We start from the raw sequence: 22,701 nt of genomic DNA on the forward strand, positions 1-22,701 counted from the left end.
ATAAATTTCAATTCACCCATCGAGTCGCGCGATGTAGTATGGCGGCTCACCAGCGCCGGTCCCGTCCAAGGAAGTGTAAATGACTCTGAACCTCACCGTTCCCCCGCAGCACCATGCAGATTTCTCACCGAAGATCACGGTCATCGGTGTGGGGGGTGGTGGTACGAACGCTGTGGACAACATGATTCTCGCCGATCTGAAGGGCGTGGAATTCGTGGTGGCCAATACGGATGCCCAGCAGCTCTCCAGCAGCCGTGCAGATCGCCGCATCCAGCTTGGTCCGCATCTGACTCAGGGACTGGGCGCGGGCGCAAAACCGGAAATTGGACGGGCAGCGGCGGAAGAAGCGGCGGACGAGCTTTCCCGTCATCTTGAAGGCTCGCACATGGTCTTCGTGACGGCGGGCATGGGCGGCGGTACAGGCACGGGTGCGGCACCGATCGTGGCGCGGATGGCGCGTGAGCGTGGCATTCTGACCGTCGGCGTGGTGACAAAGCCGTTCAGTTTCGAAGGGCCGCGCCGTGCGAAGGCTGCGGAAGAGGGCATCGCCGAGCTTCAGCAGTATGTCGACACGCTGATCGTCATTCCCAACCAGAATCTTTTCCGCATGGCGAATGAACGCACCACCTACAAGGATGCGTTCAAGATGGCCGACAACGTCCTTTATATGGGCGTGCGTGGCGTGACCGATCTGATGGTGGCTCCGGGTCTCGTGAACCTCGATTTTGCCGATATCCGCACTGTCATGGCGGAAATGGGCAAGGCGATGATGGGCACTGGCGAGGCAGAGGGTGAAGACCGCGCCCGTCTCGCCGCCGAAGCCGCGATTTCGAACCCGCTGCTCGAAGACACTTCCATGGCAGGCGCACGCGGACTGCTGATCAACATCACAGGTGGTGATGATCTGACGCTGTTCGAGGTCGATCAGGCCGCCAACCGTATCCGCGAGGAAGTGGCCGAAGACGCCAACATCATCTTCGGTTCCGCGATTGATCCCGATCTGGATGGCAAGATCCGTGTTTCCGTCGTGGCCACAGGCATCGACATGCCTTCCTCCAAGGCGCAGCAGGAGGCCGAGGAACAGGCTGCCGCCCAGCAACAGGAAGAACAGGCAGCCGCTGCCCAGAATGCCCCGCAGACAGGAGGTCAGCCGCCTATGTTCGGTGGTGGCATGCAGACAGTCCGCAACGCACCACCTGCCGGTCATCCGAATGGAGTCGCCGCCGGACAGCCGCAGCGTCAGACGCCAAACTTCAATCAGCAGCCCGCGCCGAAACAGTCAGCGCCGTCCAACGCAACGCCGCGTGCTGCTTCGCCACGGGATGGACTGTTCACCAGCAACACACGCTCACCGGCCCCGGCTCCCCGCACCCCTGAGCCAGCTCCGGCGCGCAGCAGCCTGTTCGGTCTCATGACCGGCGTACTGCGTCGCCCTGCCGCCGAACCCCGTGAGACACGGCAGGAGCCCGCGCCACAGGTTACGCCAGCCCAGCGCAACGAACAGCAGGAAGGTCCGACCGTTCGCCCCACACAGAGCGATGATGGCCTGGATATTCCGGCATTCATGCGCAGGCCTTCCTGACAGGCTCGCATTAAACTCTGACATTTCAGAAAATCGGGGCTTCACGGCCCCTTTTTTTTACTGAAAAAATCTCTTTATTTGTTTCCGAAACGATCCGTCGGTCCTTGGTGAAGATCTTTTCCCTTCCGGTAATACGACGCAATAAACATTGACTGGAACCATTATGTCTCCCGCGTATTGTAAGCTTCAAAATACAGGCTCCAAGAGCCCCAGTCAGACCGAGAGATATGTCAATGGAAAGCTTCAGTCCCGATCCCGTCGCGCTGCTCGAGAGGGATGATGAGGTCTTTTCATCCGCCATACCCACTTTCAGTATCTATTCAAAACTATCAAAAGCGGTCGTAGCAGTGCGCCAGAATACCCTTCGTTCTCCCATAAAATGTGTGGGCACCGGCCTGCACACAGGGCGCAAAATCACTCTATGGATGGAGCCGGCGCCTGCTGATACGGGCATTGTCTTCCAACGGACGGATATTCCCGGCGCAGCCTCCATTCCCGCACTTTATGATCATGTCATTGATACAAGACTGAGCACGGTCATCGGGAATCTGTCCGACAGGCGAAACCGTGTGGCCACCATTGAGCATCTGATGTCGGCCCTCTCGGGCAACGGCATCCATAATGCCCGCATCTTTCTGGATGGTCCGGAAGTGCCGGTTCTGGACGGTTCTTCCGCCGACTTCCTCTTCCTTATTGATTGCGCCGGACGGACGCAGCTTGAGGCGCCACGCCGTGAAATCGAGATTCTGAAGACCATCCGGGTGGAAGAAGGGGACGCTTTCACCGAACTGCGCCCCTCAACGGCGACAGAGATGCCGCTGTCGATGACAATCGACTTTCCGGCCTCCGCGATCGGTCGACAGACGCTGGATCTGGCTTTCACGGAAGCATCGTTCCGCTCGGAGCTTGCGTTCTCCCGCACCTTTACCAATCATCGTGAAATCGCGGCTCTTCAGGCTGCAGGTCTTGCGCTTGGCGGATCACTGGATAATGCGGTCGTCGTCGATGAGGACAAGATTCTGAACCCGACCGGTCTGCGGGCAAAGGACGAGTTTGTCCGCCACAAGATGCTGGACGCCGTGGGGGATCTTTTCCTTGCCGGCGCGCACATTCGCGGCAGCTTCACCGGCTACAAATCCGGCCACCATCTCAACAATCAGCTGCTGCGTGCGCTTTTTGCCGACAGGACCGCATGGCGCGAGGTCAAAGGCACAGGCAAACCGGCTCCAGCATCGCTTCAGGCGGCCTGACAGTCCGTCCGTTCGTACTGATGGACAACCGTACAAACAATGTAGCACACAGAACGGACTGAACACCTTTCCGTTGCTGTATTCCGTGCTATAACCGGCCAGTCATTATATACGCAGACAGTGAGTTGATACGTGCCGCAGCCAACCTCGCGCATCCCCCCCAGAGTGACGTCGCGTCTGGCTTCGGCAGCTGCCTGTGGAACACTTCTGTTTCTGACTGGCTGCTCGATGTTCAAGACATCCCCGGCCGAGAAGCCCGCCCCTACAGTCTCCTCGGCGGATGAGCTTTATAACAACGGCATCGACGCCCTGCGCACCCAGCGTTATCTGTCCGCGACAAAACAGTTCGAAACGCTCCAGCAGAACTATCCCTATTCCGGCTACACCGCCAATTCGCAGCTGATGGCGGGCTATGCCTATTATCTCCAGAACAAATACCCGGAAGCCGCGCAGCAGCTCGACCGCTTTATCGAACTGCACCCGACCAGCTCCGATGCTGCCTATGCCTTCTATCTTCTGGCTCTCTGCTATTATGAGCAGATCGGCGATGTTGCGCGTGATCAGCAGATGACGGCGGAAGCCATGTCGCGCCTGCAGGACGTCATCGCCCGCTTCCCCCAGACAAAATATGCGCGTGACGCCCAGCTGAAGATCGACCTCTGCCGCGACCATCTCGCAGGCAAGGAAATGCTTGTCGGTCGTTATTATCAGGAACAGCGCGCCTATCAGGCCGCACTCGGTCGTTACCAGCGCGTCGTGCAGGACTTCCAGACCACCAACCATGTGCCGGAAGCTCTCCAACGCCTTGTCGAAGTCTATCTCAACCTTGGTCTGACTGATGAAGCGCGCCGGACTGGCGGCGTTCTGGCCTACAACTATCCTGACAGCAAATGGTATCGGTACGCCTACAGCGACCTGAAAAACTTCCGCCTTCTCTCGAGCAAGACCCCGGCTCCGGGGAAACTGATCTCGGCACCGGCGATGCCGACGCAGAGTCCCGCCCAGTCCGCAAGTCATGGCGAGGGACGCGCCGACGCGCCGCCTTCCCTGTCGAAGGCTCCCGTTGCTCCCGTATCGGCGAGCCAGCTCAATGACGGCGGCAACGGATCGGAGCTGACAAGCAATCTTGCCCGCACAGGTGTTCCCGCTTCCGAAAGAGGAGCACGCGGCTCAGCCCGCTGAGTCCGCATGAGGATCACTGAGGTGAACAGTGTCTGTCATTGAAATGCAGGCCTTCACCGACTGGCAGGCAGGCGTACATTCACGTATTTCCTCCTTCAGGCCCCGCTACATCGCCAGCTTCCATGCGGAGACAGGTCGGAGCGGACTTTCGTAATGCTGAACTTTCTTTCCATACGCGACGTCGTTCTTATCGAAGCGCTGGATCTGTCTTTCCATCCCGGCCTTACAGCGCTCACAGGTGAAACCGGCGCGGGAAAATCCATTCTGCTCGACAGTCTGGGACTGGCGTTAGGAGAACGCGCCAATGCACGTCTGATCCGGGCGGGAGCCAGCGAAGCGCGTGTCACCGCCAGCTTCGAGGTGCCCGCCGATCATCCCGTACGTAACATTCTCTCGGAACAGGGCGTTCCCGCCGAGAGCGATGAATCCCTGATTCTGCGCCGTATCCTGAGTGCCGACGGACGATCCCGAGCATGGGTCAATGATCAGCCCATCGGCATCGGTCTGCTGCGCCGCGTGGCCGGAATGCTGGTGGAAATTCAGGGGCAGCACGAACAGATGGGGCTTGCTGACCCCACAACGCACCGCGATCTGCTCGATGCATTTGGCGTTCCTGCCGCCACACGGCGCAAGGTTGCCGCCTGCCATAGAACCTGGCGTGAGGCACGAGAAACTCTGGAAGCAGCACAAAGGGAAATCGAGACCGCCGCACGGGAAGAAGAGTGGCTGCGGCACACGATTGATGAACTGTCCTCCCTCGCCCCTCAGCCTGATGAGGAAAACGAACTCGCCGCCCAGCGTCAGGCGCTCCAGCGTAATGAACGGCGCAGCGAGGCCGTCGCGGCGGCTCTTGCGGAACTGACGCCTCGGGACAGGCGCAACTCCGGACCAGCCGCCGCTCTCCGTGCCGCCAGTCGCGCCCTGCACAGACTCCTGCCCGCCCCGGGACGGGAAACCGATGAACCGGATGCGGAATTCGAGCAGCAGCAGGCCGGTGCGCAGGAAGCCCTCAAGGCGCTCGATGCCGCCGAAGTGGCGCTCTCCGAAGCGGAAAGCATGCTGACCCGATTGGCCGCCGATCAGGACGCCGATCCCCGCCTGCTGGAGCAGGTCGAGGAGCGTCTGTTTGCGTTGCGTGCGGCGGCCCGCAAGTTTGAAACATCGGTTTCCGATCTGCCGGACCTGCTCAAGCGGTTGACGGAACGACTCAACGCCCTTGAGACAGGCACCGCCCGCCTTGTCGAACTGGAAGCCGCGACAGCAGCAGCGAAGACCGCCTTTATTGCCGCTGCCGAAGATCTGTCCGCCCAGCGCGTCAAGGCTGCCCGGAAGATCGAGGCCGCCGTCATGGCGGAACTCAAGCCCTTGAAGCTGGAGCGCGCCCGTTTTGTGGTAGAACTCACGCCCCTCGCCGAAGAACAGTGGGGCGCTCATGGATTGGAACAGGCGACTTTCCTGCTCGCCGCCAATCCCGGCCAGCCGCCCGGCCCACTGGGCAAGGTCGCATCCGGCGGTGAGCTGTCGCGTCTGATGCTGGCCATCCGTCTGGTGCTGGCGGGCCGGTCAGCCATCGGCACGCTGGTGTTTGACGAAATCGACTCGGGCGTGGGCGGCGCGACGGCGGCGGCCATTGGCGAGCGGCTGCACCGGTTGGCACGAGACATGCAGATCCTGACCGTCACCCACTCACCGCAGGTTGCGGCGGCGGCCGATCATCACTTACGGATCGGCAAGCTGGTACGGAACGGACAGACCCAGACCAGCGCTGCTCCTCTTCCTGACGTGGAAAGACGTGAGGAAATCGCCCGGATGCTGGCGGGTGACGTAATAACCGATGCCGCGCGCGCCGCCGCGGAAAGCCTTCTGGAGAAGCGGTGATGGACACGGCGCATATTCCCGTCGATCAGCTTGATGCTGCGCAGGCCGAACAGGAACTGGCACGTCTGGCAGCTTTGATCGCCCGTCTGAACGAGGCCTATCACGCCAAGGACGCGCCGGAAGTCTCGGACGCGGAATTCGATGCCTTGCGCCGTCGCAACGAAGAAATCGAACTTCGCTTCCCGGCCCTGATGCGCATGGACAGCCCCCGCTTTCAGGTGGGGGCGGCTCCGAGTAGCGCTTTCAAGAAACACCGGCATCTCGCGCCGATGCTGTCACTGGACAACGTGTTCGACCGCGCCGACTTCGAGGACTTCGTAAAACGCGTCGTCCGGTTTCTGGGTCTTGATGAGGCGCAGGCCGCCGCCCTCGCCTTTGTCGGCGAACCCAAAATCGACGGTGTCTCCATCAGCCTGACTTATGAAAACGGGCGGTTTGCACGCGGCACCACACGCGGCGACGGCACGGAAGGCGAAGACGTCACCGCCAATCTGAAGACACTGAAAAGCATCCCTCTCCGTTTGAGGGGTGAAGCGCCGGATCTGATCGAAATCCGTGGCGAAGTTTTTCTGGGGAAGAAAGAATTTCTCGCCATCAATGCCGCGCAGGAAGCTGCGGGAGACAAGCTGTTCGCCAACCCGCGCAATGCCGCAGCGGGTTCCCTGCGCCAGCTTGATCCCAAGGTGACGGCCCGTCGTCCGCTTTCCCTGTTTGCCTACGCCATGGGGTTTTCGTCCCGACCGGTCGCTGCAACCCATTCCGCCTATCTTGACCAGCTTCGCGCATGGGGTTTCACGGTCAATCCGCTTTCCACAAAGCTGGCAGGCATCGCGGAAGCTGAGCCGTTTTTCGACAGGATCGCGCTGGAACGGGCCGAGTTGCCCTATGATATCGACGGCGTGGTCTACAAGATCGACGATCTGGCGCTTCAGGAACGTCTCGGTTTCGCAGGCCGCGCGCCGCGCTGGGCGACGGCGTGGAAGTTTCCGGCCGAACAAGCCGTGACCCGGCTTCTGGCCATTGAGGTGCAGGTTGGCCGCACCGGCGCTCTGACGCCGGTGGCGCATCTCGAACCCGTCAATGTCGGCGGAGTGATCGTCTCACGCGCCACATTGCACAATCAGGATGAGATCGAGCGCAAGGATGTCCGCGTCGGCGATCTGGTACAGATTCAGCGTGCCGGGGATGTCATTCCCCAGATCGTCGCGGTCGTCGCCGAGAAAAACCATGAACGACACGCTCCATTCGTCATGCCGGATCACTGCCCGGCCTGCGGTGCGAGCGTGGAGCGGATTCCGGGCGAAGCGGTCATCCGCTGCACCGGCGGCCTGACCTGTCCCGCGCAGGTCGTCGAGCGCCTGATCCACTTCGTGTCGCGTATGGCTTTTGACATTGATGGTCTGGGCGAAAAAAGCATCACCGAGTTCCATGACATCGGCATGGTGAAAGCGCCGGGCGACATTTTCCGCCTTGAGACGCGCGAAGACGAGATAGCCAAACGGGAAGGCTGGGGCGCGACCTCGGCAAGGAAGCTGTGTCAGGCTATCGAGACTCGGCGGACTATCTCCCTGCCCCGTTTCATCTATGCGCTGGGCATCCGGCGCGTGGGCGAAAACAACGCCAAACTTCTGGCCCGTCATTACGGATCGTTCACGCATCTGCGCGAACGGATGCAGGCGGCGCAGATCATCGGCTCGGAGGAACGTCAGGAACTGGGCGAGATCACCGGGATCGGCACGGCCATTGCTGACGAGATCGTCAGTTTCTTTGCGGAACCTCACAACCAGACGACGCTGGACGATCTTCTGACCTACGTGACCGCGGAGGATGAGATCGTTGAGGCTGGCGGCGTTCTGTCCGGAAAAGTCATTGTTTTCACAGGTTCTCTTGTGACCATGACACGCCCGGAGGCCAAGGCGACGGCAGAACGTCTGGGGGCAAAAGTGACAGACAGCGTCTCAAAAAAGACGGATCTTGTCGTGCTTGGTGCGGAAGCCGGCTCAAAAGCCCGCAAAGCGCAGGAACTTGGTATTGATACAGTCGATGAAACGGGGTGGCGACAACTGGCCGGTCTGCCGGAGGTTTAAAAATCACTGCCTTATTTCTGTAACAGACTCTGTTCGCCGGCAATATTCGTTGCAAAGCGAATTGCCGAAACCGCTACAAGCTGGCATGATGCGGACGCCCGGGAACGGAGCACTTAATAATAACTATAAATTCCCCGCGGACTGTATTCAGGCCTGATTTTCCCGGGAAGGAACAGATGGCCGGAATCACCGCGCTCGGAGAGCGTTGGTCATGACGAAATGGGTTTACAGCTTCGGTGGCGGCCTGAACGAAGGCAGCGCCGGAATGCGCAATCTGCTTGGTGGCAAAGGCGCCAACCTGGCGGAGATGGCTTCCATCGGACTGCCAGTGCCTCCCGGTTTTACCATCACGACCGAAGTATGCTCGGCATACTACGATAACGGCAATGCCTACCCGGCTGACCTTGCAGAGCAGGTCGCGGCGGCCCTTCATCGCGTTGAGAAATCGGTTGGTCTGGTCTTTGGCGACGCCACTGCACCGCTGCTGGTTTCGGTCCGCTCGGGCGCCCGCGTCTCCATGCCAGGCATGATGGATACCGTTCTCAATCTCGGTCTGAATGACGAGACGGTTGAAGGTCTGGCGGCTTCCTCCAAGGACGAGCGGTTCGCCTGGGACAGCTATCGCCGCTTCATCCAGATGTATGGTTCCGTCGTGATGGGCGTGCCGCATCACCGTTTCGAGGATCTGCTGGAGCAGGCCAAGCACGGTCTGGGCGTTACAGACGACACGGCCATCAAGGCTTCCGACTGGCGCGAGATCGTCAAGGACTACAAGGATATCGTTCAGAAAGAGACCGGCAAGCCGTTCCCGAACGATCCGCAGGAGCAGCTCTGGGGCGCCATCAGCGCCGTGTTCGGCTCCTGGATGAACCCGCGCGCCCACACCTACCGCAAGCTGCATGACATTCCCGCAAGCTGGGGCACCGCCGTCAACGTGCAGGCGATGGTCTTCGGCAACATGGGCGATGACTGTGCGACCGGCGTGTGCTTCACCCGTGATCCGTCTACCGGCGAAAACATCTTCTACGGCGAGTATCTGGTCAACGCGCAGGGCGAAGATGTCGTGGCGGGTATCCGCACGCCGCAGCCCATGTCCGCCGCCCGTGCGGCTGCCGATCAGTCTCCGATGGAGAAGGTCCTGCCGGAAGCCTACAAGGAACTCATGCGTGTGCGTGACATCCTTGAAAAGCACTATCGCGACATGCAGGACATCGAGTTCACGGTGCAGAGCAACGTGCTCTACATGCTCCAGACCCGGTCCGGTAAGCGTACAGCAGCCGCTGCTCTCAAGATCGCCATCGACATGGCGCAGGAAGGCCTGATCACGCAGGAAGAAGCCATCCAGCGCGTCCCACCCGGCTCGCTCGACCAGCTTCTGCACCCGACGCTCGACCCGAAAGCCGAGAAGAACCTGTTCTCCCGTGGCCTCCCGGCCTCTCCGGGTGCCGCTGCCGGTGCAATCGTCTTTACGGCTGAAGAAGTCGAAGACCGCGCCGCCAAGGGTGAAGATGTCATTCTGGTCCGTATCGAAACCTCACCGGAAGACGTGCATGGCATGCACGCAGCCCGTGGCGTTCTGACGACCCGTGGTGGCATGACGTCTCACGCCGCCGTCGTGGCGCGTGGTATGGGTCGTGTCTGCGTAGCTGGCGCCGGCGGTATCACCGTCGACTACAAGGCGCAGACCATGACGGTCGGCAATGTCACGCTGAAAGGTGGCGACTGGATCACCCTCGATGGTGGCACGGGCGCTGTCTATGTCGGCAAGGTTGCGACCATTCCCCCGACTCTCTCGGGTGACTTCAGCACACTGATGGGCTGGGCGGATGAAGTCCGTCGCCTGCGCGTTCGTGCAAACGCCGAGACACCGGAAGATGCCGAGACAGCCCGTCGCTTCGGTGCCGAAGGCATCGGTCTGAGCCGCACGGAGCACATGTTCTTCGGTCCGGACCGTATCGGTTTTGTCCGTCAGATGATCATGTCCGACGATCCGGCGACACGCAAAAAGGCGATTGACGCGCTGCTGCCGTTCCAGCGTGACGATTTCTCACAGATCTTCCGCATCATGAGCGGCCTGCCTGTGACAATCCGTCTGCTCGATCCGCCGCTGCATGAGTTCCTCCCTCACGGCGAGACGGAACTTGAGGAAGTGGCCACTGCCCTCGGTCAGTCCGTGGAGTCCCTGCGCGCCCGTCGCTCGGCTCTCTCGGAAGCCAACCCGATGCTCGGTCACCGTGGCTGTCGTCTCGGCATCACCTACCCCGAGATCTATGCGATGCAGGTTCGCGCCATCATCGAGGCCGCTATCGCCGTCTCGAAAGAGACCGGACAGGCCATCGTTCCTGAAATCATGATCCCGCTTGTGGGCATGAAGACGGAACTCGAGGTGACCCGCAAGGCAGCGGAAGCTGAAGTCGCTGCAGTCTTCAAGGAACAGGGCACGACGCTTGATTACCTCATCGGCACCATGATCGAACTGCCGCGCGCAGCGATCACGGCAGGCCAGATTGCGGACGTGGCGGACTTCTTCTCATTCGGCACCAACGATCTGACCCAGACCACACTCGGTCTGTCTCGTGATGATGCCGGTTCGTTCCTGCCCTACTACGTCGATCACGGCCTTCTGCCGAAAGACCCGTTCGTCTCGATCGACCGTGAAGGCGTAGGGGCTCTGGTGCGTATGGGTGCGGAAAATGGTCGCAAGACCAAGTCCAACCTGAAGCTTGGCGTCTGCGGCGAACATGGCGGCGATCCGGACTCCATCGCGTTCTTCGAGAGCGTTGGGCTGGATTACGTTTCCTGTTCTCCGTTCCGCGTGCCGGTGGCCCGTCTTGCCGCAGCTCAGGCTGCCTTGGCGGCTAAAAAGGCAAAAGCCTCATCCTGACTATGAATGGCTTGACCTGAAATCAGTATCGACGGGGCGCTCTGAGCAGGAGGGCCCCGTTTTCGGTATGTGGTAAGAACTGGTCTGGCTGCTTTCCCGAATGAAAACAGAAGTCCAATCCCGAAAACACAGGTTCTCACCATGACCAAACGCAGCATCTGCCTTCATCTGGTTTCCGGCGGCACCGGCCAGACCCTCGACTCGCAGGCCAAGGCGTGTGCGCCGCATTTTCCAGATGTGGAGTTTCATATCCGCCACTGGAATCTGGTCCGTAGCCGGCCGCAACTACGACGGGTTATCGCTGGCATCGCCAGTGAACCCGGTCCCGTTCTCTCTTCCCTGATCGACGCCGGATTGCAGAATGAACTGGTGGAGGGCTGCAAGCGGACAGGGGTCCAGTTGCTGGATGTCATGAAAAATACGCTGACCTTTCTGGAAGGCACGACGGGAACACAGGCTGTCGATGGCGGTCCCGGTGGTCAGTACATCATGGATGAGAACTATTTCCGCCGCATCGACGCCATGCATTATGTGATCGAGCATGACGACGGTCAGCAGACCCGTGAACTCAGGGATGCCGACGTGGTGCTGGTGGGCGTGTCCCGCGCCTCCAAGACACCGACCTGCTTTTACCTCGCCAACAAGGGCATCAAGGCGGCAAACGTGCCTTTGGTGCCTGATACCCCACTCCCTCCGGAGCTTTTTGAACTGAAAAAGCCTGTCATCGGTCTGACCATTGCGCCGGAAGCCCTGCTCGAGATCCGTCGGACAAGACTGAACAGCATGGTGCCCACCAAACAGCATGCTGGCGGCACATCACTGACCCGCACGAGCTATATCGACCCTGATGAAGTCCGGGAAGAACTGATGTGGGCAAAGCGTCTCTGCACCCGCCACGGCTGGCCGATCATCGACATTACAAGACGATCGATTGAAGAAACCAGCGCTGCTGTTCTGGATATTCTGGAGCACCCCAACCCGCTTTCCGCGCCGGGCTAAACGGAAAGAAACTTCCTTCTGGAAAAGCCGCCTTTTTAAAAAAGGCAGCTCTGTCACTTATCCCTAATTCATAAGGATGATTTCAGAAGACCTTTTGGGAATTACTCTTCCTCTTCCGACTCATAACGACGAGGATCAAGCAGACGCCAGTCGCGTTCTTCTTCTGTCGCCGGACGGTCGATGAAATCGTTCAGTTCACCTGAAGACACCCAAGGATTTTCGGTTCCCAGCACTTCCGCGTTTTCACCAAACGAAAACCACGCTTCAAGCGTGTCACGCGCAGAAGCGCCCGGCACACGACAGATTTCTATACTGTCGCGAACATAGGCCCGCGCGAACGCGTTTGCATGCTCGGCATCAAGAAAACCCTTGATGTCTTCGATGATATTATCCTCAGCGCCTCCGGAAAGGTCGAGCAGACGCACAACCGGCCCCGTCTCCTGAGCCGATACCGTTGCGTCTTCACCATTTTCTTCGGCTTCAGTCATGAACGAAACAACTCCTGTGATTCACAATAAACTCATAAGGTAACGGCAATTTTCGGAAACAGGCGATCAGCCCGGATGCAGACGCTTACGCTGTCTTTCTTCCGCTCGACGGAATGACGGTAGAAGAAACTCCCGCCCCGTCTTCACGCTTTCCACTCCGTCATACGTCACGATATCCGCTGTGGCGTAAGTCTCATTCCACAGCTTAGGGATAAAGGACCCAGTCCCGACGATATCGATCGGCGCACTGGCGTCAGCCATACTGGCGCATTTCGTCACCCCGAAACCGGACGACACGACAATCTTCACTTTCTCGAAGCCAGCTTCGTCCAGCACTTCACGCATCCGCCAGATAGCCGCCGCCGAAACGCCTGTCCCGATCAGATTGCGTAATTCCCCTTCCGAACGATAACGACGGATCGCGTCCGGAACATAGCGATCCAGAACAGCATAGGACTCCTGAGGATCGAGTCCTTCCAGAAAGCGTCCGCCATGCGTATCGAGACGCAGGCCCACCCGCCCCGCTTCCGCCAGTTCCTTGAAATGGCGACAGACAGCGAGACCGTCCGTAATCTCGCGCCCATAGTAATCAACCAGCACGGTCAGGTCGGTGTCAGGATAGACCTCGTGGAACATCTCAGCGGCCCGGAGCGTGGAACCGGCATACCCAATCAGGGCATGCGGCATCGTGCCGAACCCGTGCGTCTGTCCAAAAAACGCGGCAGTCGCATCGGTCGCACCGCCAATGAAACCGACAGCACCTTCTTTCTGGGCAGCACGGCTGCCGACAGATGCGCCATAGCTCATCAGTTCCTGCATCTCGTAACCCGCGCAATGGCGGGCTTCCATGGCGAGAAACTGCGCCTTGGGCAGAGACAGCGCCATCTGATAGGCACGATGCGCCGCAACGCAGCACGCGCCCAGCTTCTGGAGCACCAGGGTCTCAAGATCCGTAAGATGGGAAAAGAAGCCCGTGATATAGAGCAGTGGCTCGCCTGCCCCGACCCACTCACCTTCCGTGAAAACCGGCTCGACCAGAATCTCGATACCGCGCTCACGTGCAATATTCTTCAGCCAGTCTTCAACCATCGCGGTGGCGGACAGAACCGGCCGGCGGATAAACACGGCATAGGTCACCACGCAATCACCAAACCGGGAGACGATTTCTTTGGTGCGGTTGAAATAACTGTCAGTGCGAGCCTTGATCGTCGCGTCATCAAGCGCTGTTACGCAGAACGAGGAGCTTACCCCGGAAGACACCTCGGAACGAGGTTCTTTCGGAGGTACGGAAGACGATTTCAAGACCACGAGCTGCCCTTTCCTAAGCATCAGGACCAGATGCACTGTATTATTCTGGACATAGACCTTCCCCGACCACAAGGTCACGGGTCGCAGGAAAGCTCAGAAAGTGACAGGGCGCAGCTTACGACGGGAGAATATTCTCCCGTCATAAACGCTGGTTTGTTCCGGTTAAGCGCCCTTTCGCAGGGTGCGGGCGCGTGAATTCAACTCCTCGGCAATCAGGAACGCCAGTTCGAGAGACTGCTCCGCGTTGAGACGCGGATCGCAGAATGTCTCGTAACGAGCGCCCAGATCGTTCTCCGTGAGCTGATGCGCGCCACCGACGCACTCGGTCACATCCTGACCGGTCATTTCCATATGCACGCCACCCGGCACCACGCCCGCAGCGGTCAGGATGTCGAAGAAGCCCTGCACTTCCGTGAGAATGGCTTCGAACGAGCGTGTCTTGACCTTGCTGGCCGTGGAAATGGTGTTGCCGTGCATCGGATCGGACATCCATGTCACGGTGCGGCCAAGCCCTTTGACCGCCTGCACCAGACCCGGCAGGTGATCCTGAATCTTGGTCGCGCCCATGCGGGAGATCAGGGTAATACGCCCGGCCTCGTCAGCAGGATTGAGTATCTCAAGCAGCTGCTCCAGCGCATCAATCTGCGTTGTCGGGCCGACCTTGATGCCGATCGGGTTACGCACACCGCGTAGGAACTCGACATGCGCGCCTTCCGGTTGACGGGTGCGATCACCGATCCACAGGAAGTGTGCCGAGCAGTCATACCACTCGCCGGACGTGGAATCGACACGGGTAAAGGCCTGCTCATACTGAAGCAGCAGCGCTTCATGCGAGGTGTAGAACTCAGTCTCGTCGATCTGCGGTGCCGTGGTGGAGTTGATGCCGCACGCAGCCATGAATTCCAGCGTCTCGTCGATGCGTTCCGCCAGAGCGCGATAACGCTCGGCCAGCGGAGACCGCTCGACGAAGCCGAGATTCCAGCGGTTGACCCGGTGCAGGTTGGCGTAACCACCACGCGAGAACGCACGCAGCAGGTTCAGGACACTGGCTGACTGGAAGTAGGCCGTCTCCATCCGCTTCGGGTCAGGAATACGATCTTCCGACGTGAAAGCCGGGCCGTTGATGATGTCGCCGCGATAGGATGGCAGCGACACATCGCCGACAGTTTCCGTGTCAGACGAGCGCGGCTTGGCATACTGCCCTGCCATGCGACCGATCTTCACCACCGGCACCTTTGCGCCGAAGGTCAGCACAACCGCCATCTGTAGCAGCACGCGGAACGTGTCACGGATGAAGTCCGCCGAGAACTCGGAGAAACTTTCCGCGCAGTTGCCACCCTGCAGCACGAAGGCGCGACCAGCTGCTGCGTCGGCAAGATGGCCACGCAGACGGCGCGCCTCTCCTGCGAAAACGAGCGGCGGATAGCTCTTCAACCGTCCTTCAACCGCCTTGAGCGTGGCTTCGTCCGGATAGGTCGGCACCTGCTTGATGGGAAACGACCGCCAGCTTTCCGGCGACCAGTTGGCAGCCGTCGTCGGACCGGCTGTCAGGGACGATGCGGAAGGGCTGAGCGTGACACTCATGGTCGGTTCCTGTCGATAAGCGCCGGGCTTTCAGAGACCGGCTGTTTCAGAGAAGCTGATGTTGAAGGGATGCCCACGCAAGACGCGGGTGGAACTTTATGCCGGAGATTGGCGCTGAGTGCAAAAAGCATCTCTGACAAGAGGCAATAAAGCCCAGTTCGGGCCAGTGTTTCTCGACGGATTTTTACGGAAAAAATTCCGGTTCGAGGCCATTTTCTGACCAGTCAACGTGTCAGACCCACCAACAGTTCACAAGCCGTTGTGGTGTGACACGACCTCTTTCGACAACCCTTAAACAAGCCTGTGCACGCACAGAGGTAGCGAAACGAGCGACGGCAGGCAGTAGTCGCATAAAACGCGGATCACGGTAACCAGCCCCAGCAAACCTAAAGTTTGCTCTTTATTTTTTCTTGCAATGATGAATTTCAGAATGAACGGACGCTTTAAAAAGTCATTTTTATATCAATGCATTATTTTGGGGCGGCCTCCTACTGCTCATCAGTCATGCATCCCTGAACTATAAATCCATTATTTCAGGGATGCATACCGGACCCGTTCCCGTTTTCCAGCGAGTAGCGGAAAAGATCACGCCAGTTCCCTGAGTGCTTCAAAACGTCGGGGATATCTGCTCTTCATATGGCTTGCGAGAGCATAGCCACTGATAAAGGTGACGATTACCAGAAAGCCGATCGCCCAGGCGGCGATGGCAGCGTTATCGCCGCCGATGAGAGCCGGAAGGTTGGCAATTGCGATCCATAGACACGCCAGCAGTCCCACAAGCCCTCCGATGGGTGCAATCAGCGTATGCCAGACAGTGCCAAGACCTTTGTTGCGAACGTTAAAGAACACAAGAACCGATATGCAGGTCAAGGAGAGGATCGCCATATAACCCAGCGTTCCGGCTGTTGCGCCCCATGCATAGATCTGGGTGACGGGATCAAGGCCGATCGCCAAAAGAATGAGCAGTCCTACGAACGAGGTGCAGGTCTGAACGAAGGAGGAAACGTGTGGCGATGAGTAATCCGCATGCACACTGGACATTCCGGCGGGCAGCACACCATAGCGGGACATGATGTACTGATACCGTACCACGACATTATGCAGGGCAAGGATGCAGGCAAAAAGGCTTGTTATCAGAAGGACATTCACAATGTCCTCGCTCACCTGTCCCATATAGGAGTGGATAAGAAGCAGGTACATATCGCCCGTATGTTCGTTAGCCATAGGAACGACGGAATTCAGACCAACCCCGGCAACTTCACACCACATCGAGATGACATAAAAAATGCCCACACCGAAGACCGCCGTGTAGGTTGCGCGTGGAATGGTCACGTCCGGTGTGCGGGCTTCTTCCCGAAAGATTACGGTCGATTCAAAACCGATGAAGCAGTAGATGGCAAACATGATGCCCAGACCGGGTGAACCGGAAAGTGCGGCATGAATCGTGAAAGGTTCCGTCGACAAAGACGAGACACCTTTTGTCGCCACGATGACGAGATCAGCTAGCAGCACGACGCCGACTTCCAGCACAAGCGCGATCCCGAGAAAGCGTGAGCTCATCTCGATATGTCGATATCCGAGAAGGCCCACGACCATTACTACGACGATGGAGAGTATCCACCACGGAATGAAAACGCCGAGCGCATTATGCAGCAGTTCGCTTAATGTATAACCGATATAGGCTTCCAGAGCGATGACGATGAAACTGTAGGATGCAGCCGCCATCGTGGCGGAAGCAAGACCGACCTGACGTCCCAACCCTTTCTGGATGTAGGCGTAAAAAGCTCCTGCGTTTGTCACATAACGCGACATGAAGATGAAGCCGGCAGTGAACAGATACATGATGAATGTGGCGATCGCGGCATCAAGAGGCGCCGCGATGCCGTTACCCATCGCAATGATCAACGGACTGTTCGCCGCCATGACAGTCAGGGGAGCAGCCGCAGCCACCACCATCATGACAATGGACATGACGCCGAGATTGCCCTGCAAATTGGTGGAAGCGCTGGTAACAGGAGGAGATGTTGCAGCATTTTTCATCACGATCATCCTTTGAACAGACAGTGAAGTGACGCACTGCGTTTTGATATCGAAACAATAAAGATCAGCGGAACAGTTTTGAGAAATACGATCAGGCCTCTTCGGCGGCCTGCATCAGGCAGGGTAGAAATGTCCCATCGAGATACCGCCTTGTCATATCGAGCGAATCTTCAAGAAAGCCTGGCTCCAGTGCACGCGCTTCAGCTGAGTGCTGATGGGTGGTGAACCATCCGACCATCAGAAGACGACGGAGCATCAGCAGGGCGGGAATAATCTGGATGTCAGCCTCGGACAGAGGACGTATCTGGGTATATCCGCGCAACCAGGACGTGGTGATGGCGTCGATATCCTTGCTGCACTCCATGAACGTACAGGCGCAGGCAAATTCGTACATGTGCCAGCCAAAGCCACAATCATCGAAATCAATGATGCTGGTCTGATCCCCACAATGAAGGATATTGGTCAGCCTCATGTCGCCATGCAGCAGCCCCCAACGGTTGTCCGGACTGCCGTAACGCTCCAGTTCAGCGCGCACCCTGCGATCGGCCGCATCAAGCAACTGCGTCTGCTCAGCCGTCATGTTGCGGGTATGCCGCCAGCAGCCCCACATGGCATTTTCGCCGACAGCCACTTCAACATCCCACACAGGACGTTTCAGGTTTTTGAGTGCGGCATGCCTACTGGTATAATTGTGTAACTGCGCGGAGATACGACCCAGTTCATAAAACTTGTCGGGCAGACCGTCTTCCGACGGCATCCCACCGGGCTGATAGGCGAACAGCACGGCATGTTGCTGCTGCTCCCCCTCACCCGCATGAGCCAGCATGGCCCCATTCTGCGTTGGAATGATCGCTGGCGTATTCAGAATGTTATCAGCCCGAAGATGCTCGATGAAGGTGATTTCCGACAGGATTTCATCCACACTGCGATAATGAGGTCGATGCAGCCTCAGGATAAAAACCTCACCCGTTGGCGTATCGACCCTGTAAACAGCGTTTTCAGAAAAGCTAAGCAGGGACCAGTTTGATTCCGGATCAATACCATAGAGGGGCAGGAAAGGAGCGACATTGTCCTGCCAGTTCCATGAAGTCTGTTCCCAGGCGCGTGCAGTCATGACGCATTCTCCCATCAGAAAGGTGAACTGGCGGAAATGGCGTCTTCCAGCCTTTGCAGGATGTCATCCACCTGCCCGGACTGAAGCAGCAGACCCGGCTTGAACTGGAGCACACGTGGATCGAGTGTGGAGAAGATGGCCCACACGCCGCGCTTGTACAGCTCCCGCATGACAGGCTTCGCCCCTTCCACCGTGGCGAATTCCAGACCGATGATCAGACCCTCCTGTCGGATACCCACGAACCAGTCGGCATGACGACTTCGGATACCCGCCAAGCCTGCTGCAAACTGCGCAATGATCGCCTGCACATTGGCGACGGTTTCAGGACTTGTCGTCAGATCGAGAACGGCATTTGCCACGTAACACCCGACTTCCGATCCGGAGAAGGTGGACATGTGGGCAAAACCGTCCTGCTCCAGCCAGCCGCTGGCCTGCTTTGTCAGCAGCAGCGCACCGAAGGGGTAGATGCCGCCGCCCAGTCCCTTAGAGGTGACTAGAATGTCGGGACGCACATCCTGACGGGAAACGGCCCATAGAGCGCCGGAACGCATCAGTCCGGTTTGCACTTCATCGGCGATGTAAAGCGTGCCGGTCTCGTCGCACATACGGCGGATCTCGGCGAGATAACCGGGAGCCGGAAGAGGAAAACCGTAGGTCGCCGGGATGGTTTCCATAATGACGGCCGCTGCGGGTTCCGCTTTCAGCGCGGCCTGCATGGCGTCAAGATCGTTGAACGGCACCTGCACGAACTCTTCCGGGCGATCCGCAAGGAAAAGCTGGCTGAACCGTTCGTCGCCTGTCGCGACGGCGAGGCCGGTGTGTCCGTGATAGGCCTTGCGGATGGAGATGATGCGACGACGCTTTGTGGCGTAACGGGCGCTCTTGATGGCCAGATCAATGGCCTCGCTGCCGCTGGTGGCATAGGCGACCCGCTCGAACGGCTCTCCGGAAAGCTTGAGCAGCTTCATCGCCAGCGCCGTCCGGGATGGAGACGGAAAATGATGATTGCCGATATCGAAATACTGCAAGGCATCGGTCAGCGCCGCAATGAGATCGGGATTGCGGTGACCGAGATTATAGGTGCCGCCGTTGAGATGCACGTCGATCAGTTCGTGCCCGTCCACGTCGGTCAGCACATAGCCTTCGCGCTTCCCGATCACGAGCGGCACATCCACACTCTGCCAGAACCGGGTCTTGTCGGGATTCCAGAATTCTTCCGACGCGGCGAGAATATCCGCCTTGCTCTCAAAACCGGCCAGATACGGATTGGCCATGACGTCTCTCCCACACTCTCACACATGGCCATCCGCGTGGTGGCCTCATGGAAACAGCGTAGGCATGCAAGGGAGAACGGATAATGACAGACGGGCACAATCTCATGACATCCGACAACGAATGCGTTGCGAAAAAGAAATGAATTGACAGGAGGGCCGCCGCTCTTTCACCCTGTCTTTTCTTGCGCGATCCGGTGGTCGGACGGAGAAGTCCGACCTGCCATCATGGGAGATAGTGGCGGAATGACACGTCTGCCAACTCAGGGACGTTCCGGTTCACCGGCCTCATCCACGACGGTTCTGGCCTCCGTCGTTTATGGGCTGGATGCCTTCATTGCGCGTCTCGGGGCGCAGCCCGTGGATGTGTTTAGCCGATGCGGCCTTGAAGGGCGGCTCAGCAGCACCCCTTCCGAGACGGTTTCTCTGGACGCCTACTGTCGCACGCTGGATTACGCAGCAAGCAAAACGGCAACGGCAAATTTTGGTTTATGGTTCGGCCATCAGTTTGCACCGCGCCGTCTGGGCATGCTGGGCTACGCTGCCCTCTCCTCCTCCATTCTGGGCGATGCACTCGACAATCTGGCGACGTTCTTTCCGATCCATCAGGACAACAGCATCGTCACTCATTCCAGACAGGGTGAGACTGCCCGTCTGGATTATGATGTTGGCGACCCGCTCCTTCACGACCATCGTCAGGATGCCGAGCTGACTCTCGCCGTATTGTGCAACATCATCAGGGATGCCTGCGGCCAGAACTGGACACCTGTAGCCGTGCATTTTCGCAACAAGGCGCCGTCCTGCACAAATGAGCATGAAAAGGTGTTTGGCTGTAAGGTTCTTTTCGGACAGCAGACAAACTCCATCCTGTTTCCATCAGCCAGCCTCGCCACACCGATGCCAGCCGCAGACGGGCTCCTGTTCAGCGCAATCAAGGATGGACTGCTCCAGATACAGGCGCACAAACAGTCACTTGAACAGGATTTTCTGTTGCAGGTCCGCAGCGTTATCCTTGATCTTCTGCCGCACGGTCATCCGTCCATCACACAGGTCGCCGAGCGACTTGGCTGCCCCTATTGGACCCTTCAGCGTCGTCTGGCCGCGAGTGGCTTCACCCACCGGCTTCTGGTGGAAGACGTGCGCCGTCAGCATGCGCTGAAATATCTGCGGAATGGCGAACATTCCGTGTCACAAACAGCGTTTCTTCTGGGCTACAGCGAGGGCAGCGCCTTCACGCGGGCTTTTACCCGCTGGCATGGATGCTCCCCGCGGAGCTGGCAGGGCACGACCGGCCGCTGAACGGTCCTTTTTGGGCGACCGAGCATGATGGAAAATATCTCTTTACACACAGGGACTATTTTTCAAGCACTATGACAGATGCCTACGGGCCCTGAGATGCGTTCCTGCTCATGCGACCATTCCGTTCACCACAGACAGTCGCTCGACTCAAAAAATCAAAAACGCCCCGTTCCTATAAAAAACCTACCGCTCCCCATCGATATAACGAGCCCGAACATGCCGCAGATAATCTTCGGCTCCCAACGGCTTTCCTGTCGCTGCGCTGATAATGTCCTGCGTCGAAGCGCTGCTGCCCCGTTCATGCACCGCAGTCCGAAGCCAGCCCAGAAGATTGCTGAATTCTCCACGCTGGATTTCATTCCCGATATCCGGTAGCGCTGTCTTCGCGGAGGCAAACAATTGCGCCGCCGTCAGTGCTCCCAGCGCGTAACAGGGGAAATAGCCCCACAACCCCAGCGGCCAGTGAATATCCTGCAAACATCCGCGCCGATCGTCAGGAACATCCAGCCCCAGCATATCCTTGATACGGGCATTGAACGCTTCGGGGAGATCTTTTAGCGCCAACCGTCCTTCGATCATGGCGACCTCAAGCTCGTAACGGACGATGATGTGCGCCGGATAGGTGACTTCGTCCGCATCCACCCGGATAAAGCCGGGACTGACCCGTGTCATACGACGATAAAGGTCATCCGGTTTCCATGATCCACGCCCACCAAATGCAGAAGCCATGATCGGCGCTGCAAATGTCGCAAAGGCGCGGGATCGGGTAACCTGCATTTCCATCAGCAGCGACTGGCTTTCATGCAAGGTCATTCCCCGCGCCCGTCCGACCGGCTGCCCCTGCCATTCCGCAGGCAATCCCTGTTCATAAAGCGCATGACCGGTTTCATGAATCACACCGAGAAACGCTGGAAGAAAATCATCGGTCTCATAACGCGTGGTGATACGCACATCATCCGTCGCTCCACCACAGAAGGGATGGGCGCTCACATCCAGACGCCCGCGCGTCATATCGAAACCAACCTGTCGCATCATGGACACGCCAAGTTTTTCCTGATCCGCAATCGGAAAAGGTGCTGATCCCACCGGAGGAATGCCTCCTACGGATGCCTGCTGTTCAAGTACTTCCTGCAACAATGGCGGAAGAGCGCGGGCTAGGGTCTCAAAGATCGGCGTGATGGCTTGCTGCGTCATACCCGGATCGAAACCATCCAGCAGCGCGTCGTATGGTGAAACAGACAGAGCCTCGCCGATCGCTGTTGCGCTTTCGCGTGTCAGATCGAGCACAGTCTGCAAATAGGGCAGCAGACTTTTGAAATCGTTGTCGGCACGGGCCTTGCGCCAGACCATTTCCGCTTCCGATCCAGCTTTTGAAAGCGCTTCGACCAGATCACCCGGCACGGCCACCGCGCGGGCATGAATTCGTTTCATCTCGTTGAGGTTGGCCTGTTTCCAGAAATCACCGTCCGCACTGGCCATACCAAGCCAGTCCGTCACTTCAGGCGCAGTCAGCATTTCATGCTGCAAGCCACCGAGAGTCGCCATAACCGTCGCACGACGGCCAGCAGCCCCTTCCGGCATTATCGTATCGCGATCCCATGACAGAAGACCTCCCGCATCTTCCAGAGCGGAAAGACGTCCGAAAAGGCGATGCAGATGGTCGTACGCGTTCATGGAAAACTCCGTTGAATCATTACCACAAGACTATCACGAACTCTGCGCTCTGTGACCGCGA

Annotated in this window: 15 protein-coding genes; 8 read left to right on the forward strand and 7 right to left on the reverse strand. The window is 58.4% G+C overall.

From position 1 onward, the window contains the following. The first annotated feature begins 79 nt into the window (after window positions 1-79). The 7 genes from ftsZ (at window position 80) to EMQ_RS05345 (ending at window position 11,862) form a co-directional block, all read left to right on the forward strand. Window positions 80-1,582: a cell division protein FtsZ gene (gene ftsZ / locus EMQ_RS05315; protein WP_010668988.1), complete on the forward strand. Its 1,503-nt coding sequence runs from the start codon at window positions 80-82 to the stop codon at window positions 1,580-1,582. A gap of 233 nt (window positions 1,583-1,815) precedes the next feature. After that, window positions 1,816-2,832, forward strand: coding sequence for a UDP-3-O-acyl-N-acetylglucosamine deacetylase (gene lpxC, locus EMQ_RS05320; RefSeq protein WP_018308354.1), 1,017 nt, complete (start codon window positions 1,816-1,818; stop codon window positions 2,830-2,832). A gap of 132 nt (window positions 2,833-2,964) precedes the next feature. After that, on the forward strand, window positions 2,965-4,014 hold the full coding sequence (locus EMQ_RS05325; protein WP_373278091.1) for an outer membrane protein assembly factor BamD: 1,050 nt from the start codon (window positions 2,965-2,967) through the stop codon (window positions 4,012-4,014). A 153-nt stretch (window positions 4,015-4,167) separates the two neighbouring features. After that, entirely contained in the window at window positions 4,168-5,892 is a 1,725-nt protein-coding gene (recN, locus tag EMQ_RS05330; protein ID WP_010667309.1) for a DNA repair protein RecN, read from the forward strand. Then, window positions 5,892-7,979 carry an NAD-dependent DNA ligase LigA gene (gene ligA / locus EMQ_RS05335; protein WP_010667310.1) on the forward strand — a complete coding sequence of 696 codons (2,088 nt, stop codon included), beginning with the start codon at window positions 5,892-5,894 and terminating at the stop codon, window positions 7,977-7,979. Before recN ends, ligA begins: the two co-directional genes overlap by 1 nt. A 211-nt stretch (window positions 7,980-8,190) precedes the next feature. After that, the gene (ppdK, locus tag EMQ_RS05340; RefSeq protein WP_018308353.1) at window positions 8,191-10,863 is read left to right on the forward strand and encodes a pyruvate, phosphate dikinase; all 2,673 of its coding nucleotides are present in this window, start codon (window positions 8,191-8,193) and stop codon (window positions 10,861-10,863) included. Window positions 10,864-11,004: 141 nt separating this feature from the next. After that, window positions 11,005-11,862 (forward strand): pyruvate, water dikinase regulatory protein, encoded by an 858-nt coding sequence (locus EMQ_RS05345; protein WP_018308352.1) that lies wholly within the window; start codon window positions 11,005-11,007, stop codon window positions 11,860-11,862. 101 nt (window positions 11,863-11,963) lie between these two features. On the opposite strand, the gene EMQ_RS05350 is transcribed toward EMQ_RS05345, so the two are convergent. The 6 genes from EMQ_RS05350 to EMQ_RS05375 form a co-directional block, all read right to left on the reverse strand. Continuing rightward, window positions 11,964-12,350: a hypothetical protein gene (locus EMQ_RS05350; protein ID WP_018308351.1), complete on the reverse strand. Its 387-nt coding sequence runs from the start codon at window positions 12,348-12,350 to the stop codon at window positions 11,964-11,966. 66 nt (window positions 12,351-12,416) lie between these two features. Beyond that, on the reverse strand, window positions 12,417-13,610 hold the full coding sequence (locus tag EMQ_RS05355) for a nicotinate phosphoribosyltransferase (protein ID WP_018308350.1): 1,194 nt from the start codon (window positions 13,608-13,610) through the stop codon (window positions 12,417-12,419). Between the two features lie 210 nt (window positions 13,611-13,820). Further along, window positions 13,821-15,242 carry a class II 3-deoxy-7-phosphoheptulonate synthase gene (locus tag EMQ_RS05360; protein WP_010666531.1) on the reverse strand — a complete coding sequence of 474 codons (1,422 nt, stop codon included), beginning with the start codon at window positions 15,240-15,242 and terminating at the stop codon, window positions 13,821-13,823. A 585-nt stretch (window positions 15,243-15,827) separates the two neighbouring features. Further along, window positions 15,828-17,282, reverse strand: coding sequence for an APC family permease (locus EMQ_RS05365; RefSeq protein WP_010666532.1), 1,455 nt, complete (start codon window positions 17,280-17,282; stop codon window positions 15,828-15,830). A gap of 91 nt (window positions 17,283-17,373) precedes the next feature. Then, window positions 17,374-18,396: a phosphotransferase enzyme family protein gene (locus EMQ_RS05370; RefSeq protein ID WP_010666533.1), complete on the reverse strand. Its 1,023-nt coding sequence runs from the start codon at window positions 18,394-18,396 to the stop codon at window positions 17,374-17,376. Window positions 18,397-18,410: 14 nt separating this feature from the next. Beyond that, window positions 18,411-19,670: a class-III pyridoxal-phosphate-dependent aminotransferase gene (locus tag EMQ_RS05375; protein ID WP_010666534.1), complete on the reverse strand. Its 1,260-nt coding sequence runs from the start codon at window positions 19,668-19,670 to the stop codon at window positions 18,411-18,413. A 243-nt stretch (window positions 19,671-19,913) separates the two neighbouring features. Between EMQ_RS05375 and qhpR the strand changes: the two genes are divergently transcribed. Further along, complete coding sequence (qhpR, locus tag EMQ_RS05380) at window positions 19,914-20,966, forward strand: AraC-like transcriptional regulator QhpR (protein ID WP_010666535.1); 1,053 nt, start codon at window positions 19,914-19,916, stop codon at window positions 20,964-20,966. Window positions 20,967-21,149: 183 nt separating this feature from the next. On the opposite strand, the gene EMQ_RS05385 is transcribed toward qhpR, so the two are convergent. Then, window positions 21,150-22,640 carry a carboxypeptidase M32 gene (locus tag EMQ_RS05385; RefSeq protein ID WP_010666536.1) on the reverse strand — a complete coding sequence of 497 codons (1,491 nt, stop codon included), beginning with the start codon at window positions 22,638-22,640 and terminating at the stop codon, window positions 21,150-21,152. Window positions 22,641-22,701 lie beyond the last annotated feature (61 nt).

The organism is Acetobacter aceti NBRC 14818, from assembly GCF_000193495.2.
Taxonomy (GTDB): Bacteria; Pseudomonadota; Alphaproteobacteria; order Acetobacterales; family Acetobacteraceae; genus Acetobacter; species Acetobacter aceti.

Coding starts and splice junctions, on each gene's coding strand:
- ftsZ (WP_010668988.1), top strand. CDS start 80: ATGACTCTGAACCTCACCGTTCCCCCGCAGCACCATGCAGATTTCTCA.
- lpxC (WP_018308354.1), top strand. CDS start 1,816: ATGGAAAGCTTCAGTCCCGATCCCGTCGCGCTGCTCGAGAGGGATGAT.
- recN (WP_010667309.1), top strand. CDS start 4,168: ATGCTGAACTTTCTTTCCATACGCGACGTCGTTCTTATCGAAGCGCTG.
- ligA (WP_010667310.1), top strand. CDS start 5,892: ATGGACACGGCGCATATTCCCGTCGATCAGCTTGATGCTGCGCAGGCC.
- ppdK (WP_018308353.1), top strand. CDS start 8,191: ATGACGAAATGGGTTTACAGCTTCGGTGGCGGCCTGAACGAAGGCAGC.
- EMQ_RS05345 (WP_018308352.1), top strand. CDS start 11,005: ATGACCAAACGCAGCATCTGCCTTCATCTGGTTTCCGGCGGCACCGGC.
- EMQ_RS05350 (WP_018308351.1), bottom strand. CDS start 12,350: ATGACTGAAGCCGAAGAAAATGGTGAAGACGCAACGGTATCGGCTCAG.
- EMQ_RS05360 (WP_010666531.1), bottom strand. CDS start 15,242: ATGAGTGTCACGCTCAGCCCTTCCGCATCGTCCCTGACAGCCGGTCCG.
- EMQ_RS05365 (WP_010666532.1), bottom strand. CDS start 17,282: ATGAAAAATGCTGCAACATCTCCTCCTGTTACCAGCGCTTCCACCAAT.
- EMQ_RS05370 (WP_010666533.1), bottom strand. CDS start 18,396: ATGACTGCACGCGCCTGGGAACAGACTTCATGGAACTGGCAGGACAAT.
- EMQ_RS05375 (WP_010666534.1), bottom strand. CDS start 19,670: ATGGCCAATCCGTATCTGGCCGGTTTTGAGAGCAAGGCGGATATTCTC.
- qhpR (WP_010666535.1), top strand. CDS start 19,914: ATGACACGTCTGCCAACTCAGGGACGTTCCGGTTCACCGGCCTCATCC.
- EMQ_RS05385 (WP_010666536.1), bottom strand. CDS start 22,640: ATGAACGCGTACGACCATCTGCATCGCCTTTTCGGACGTCTTTCCGCT.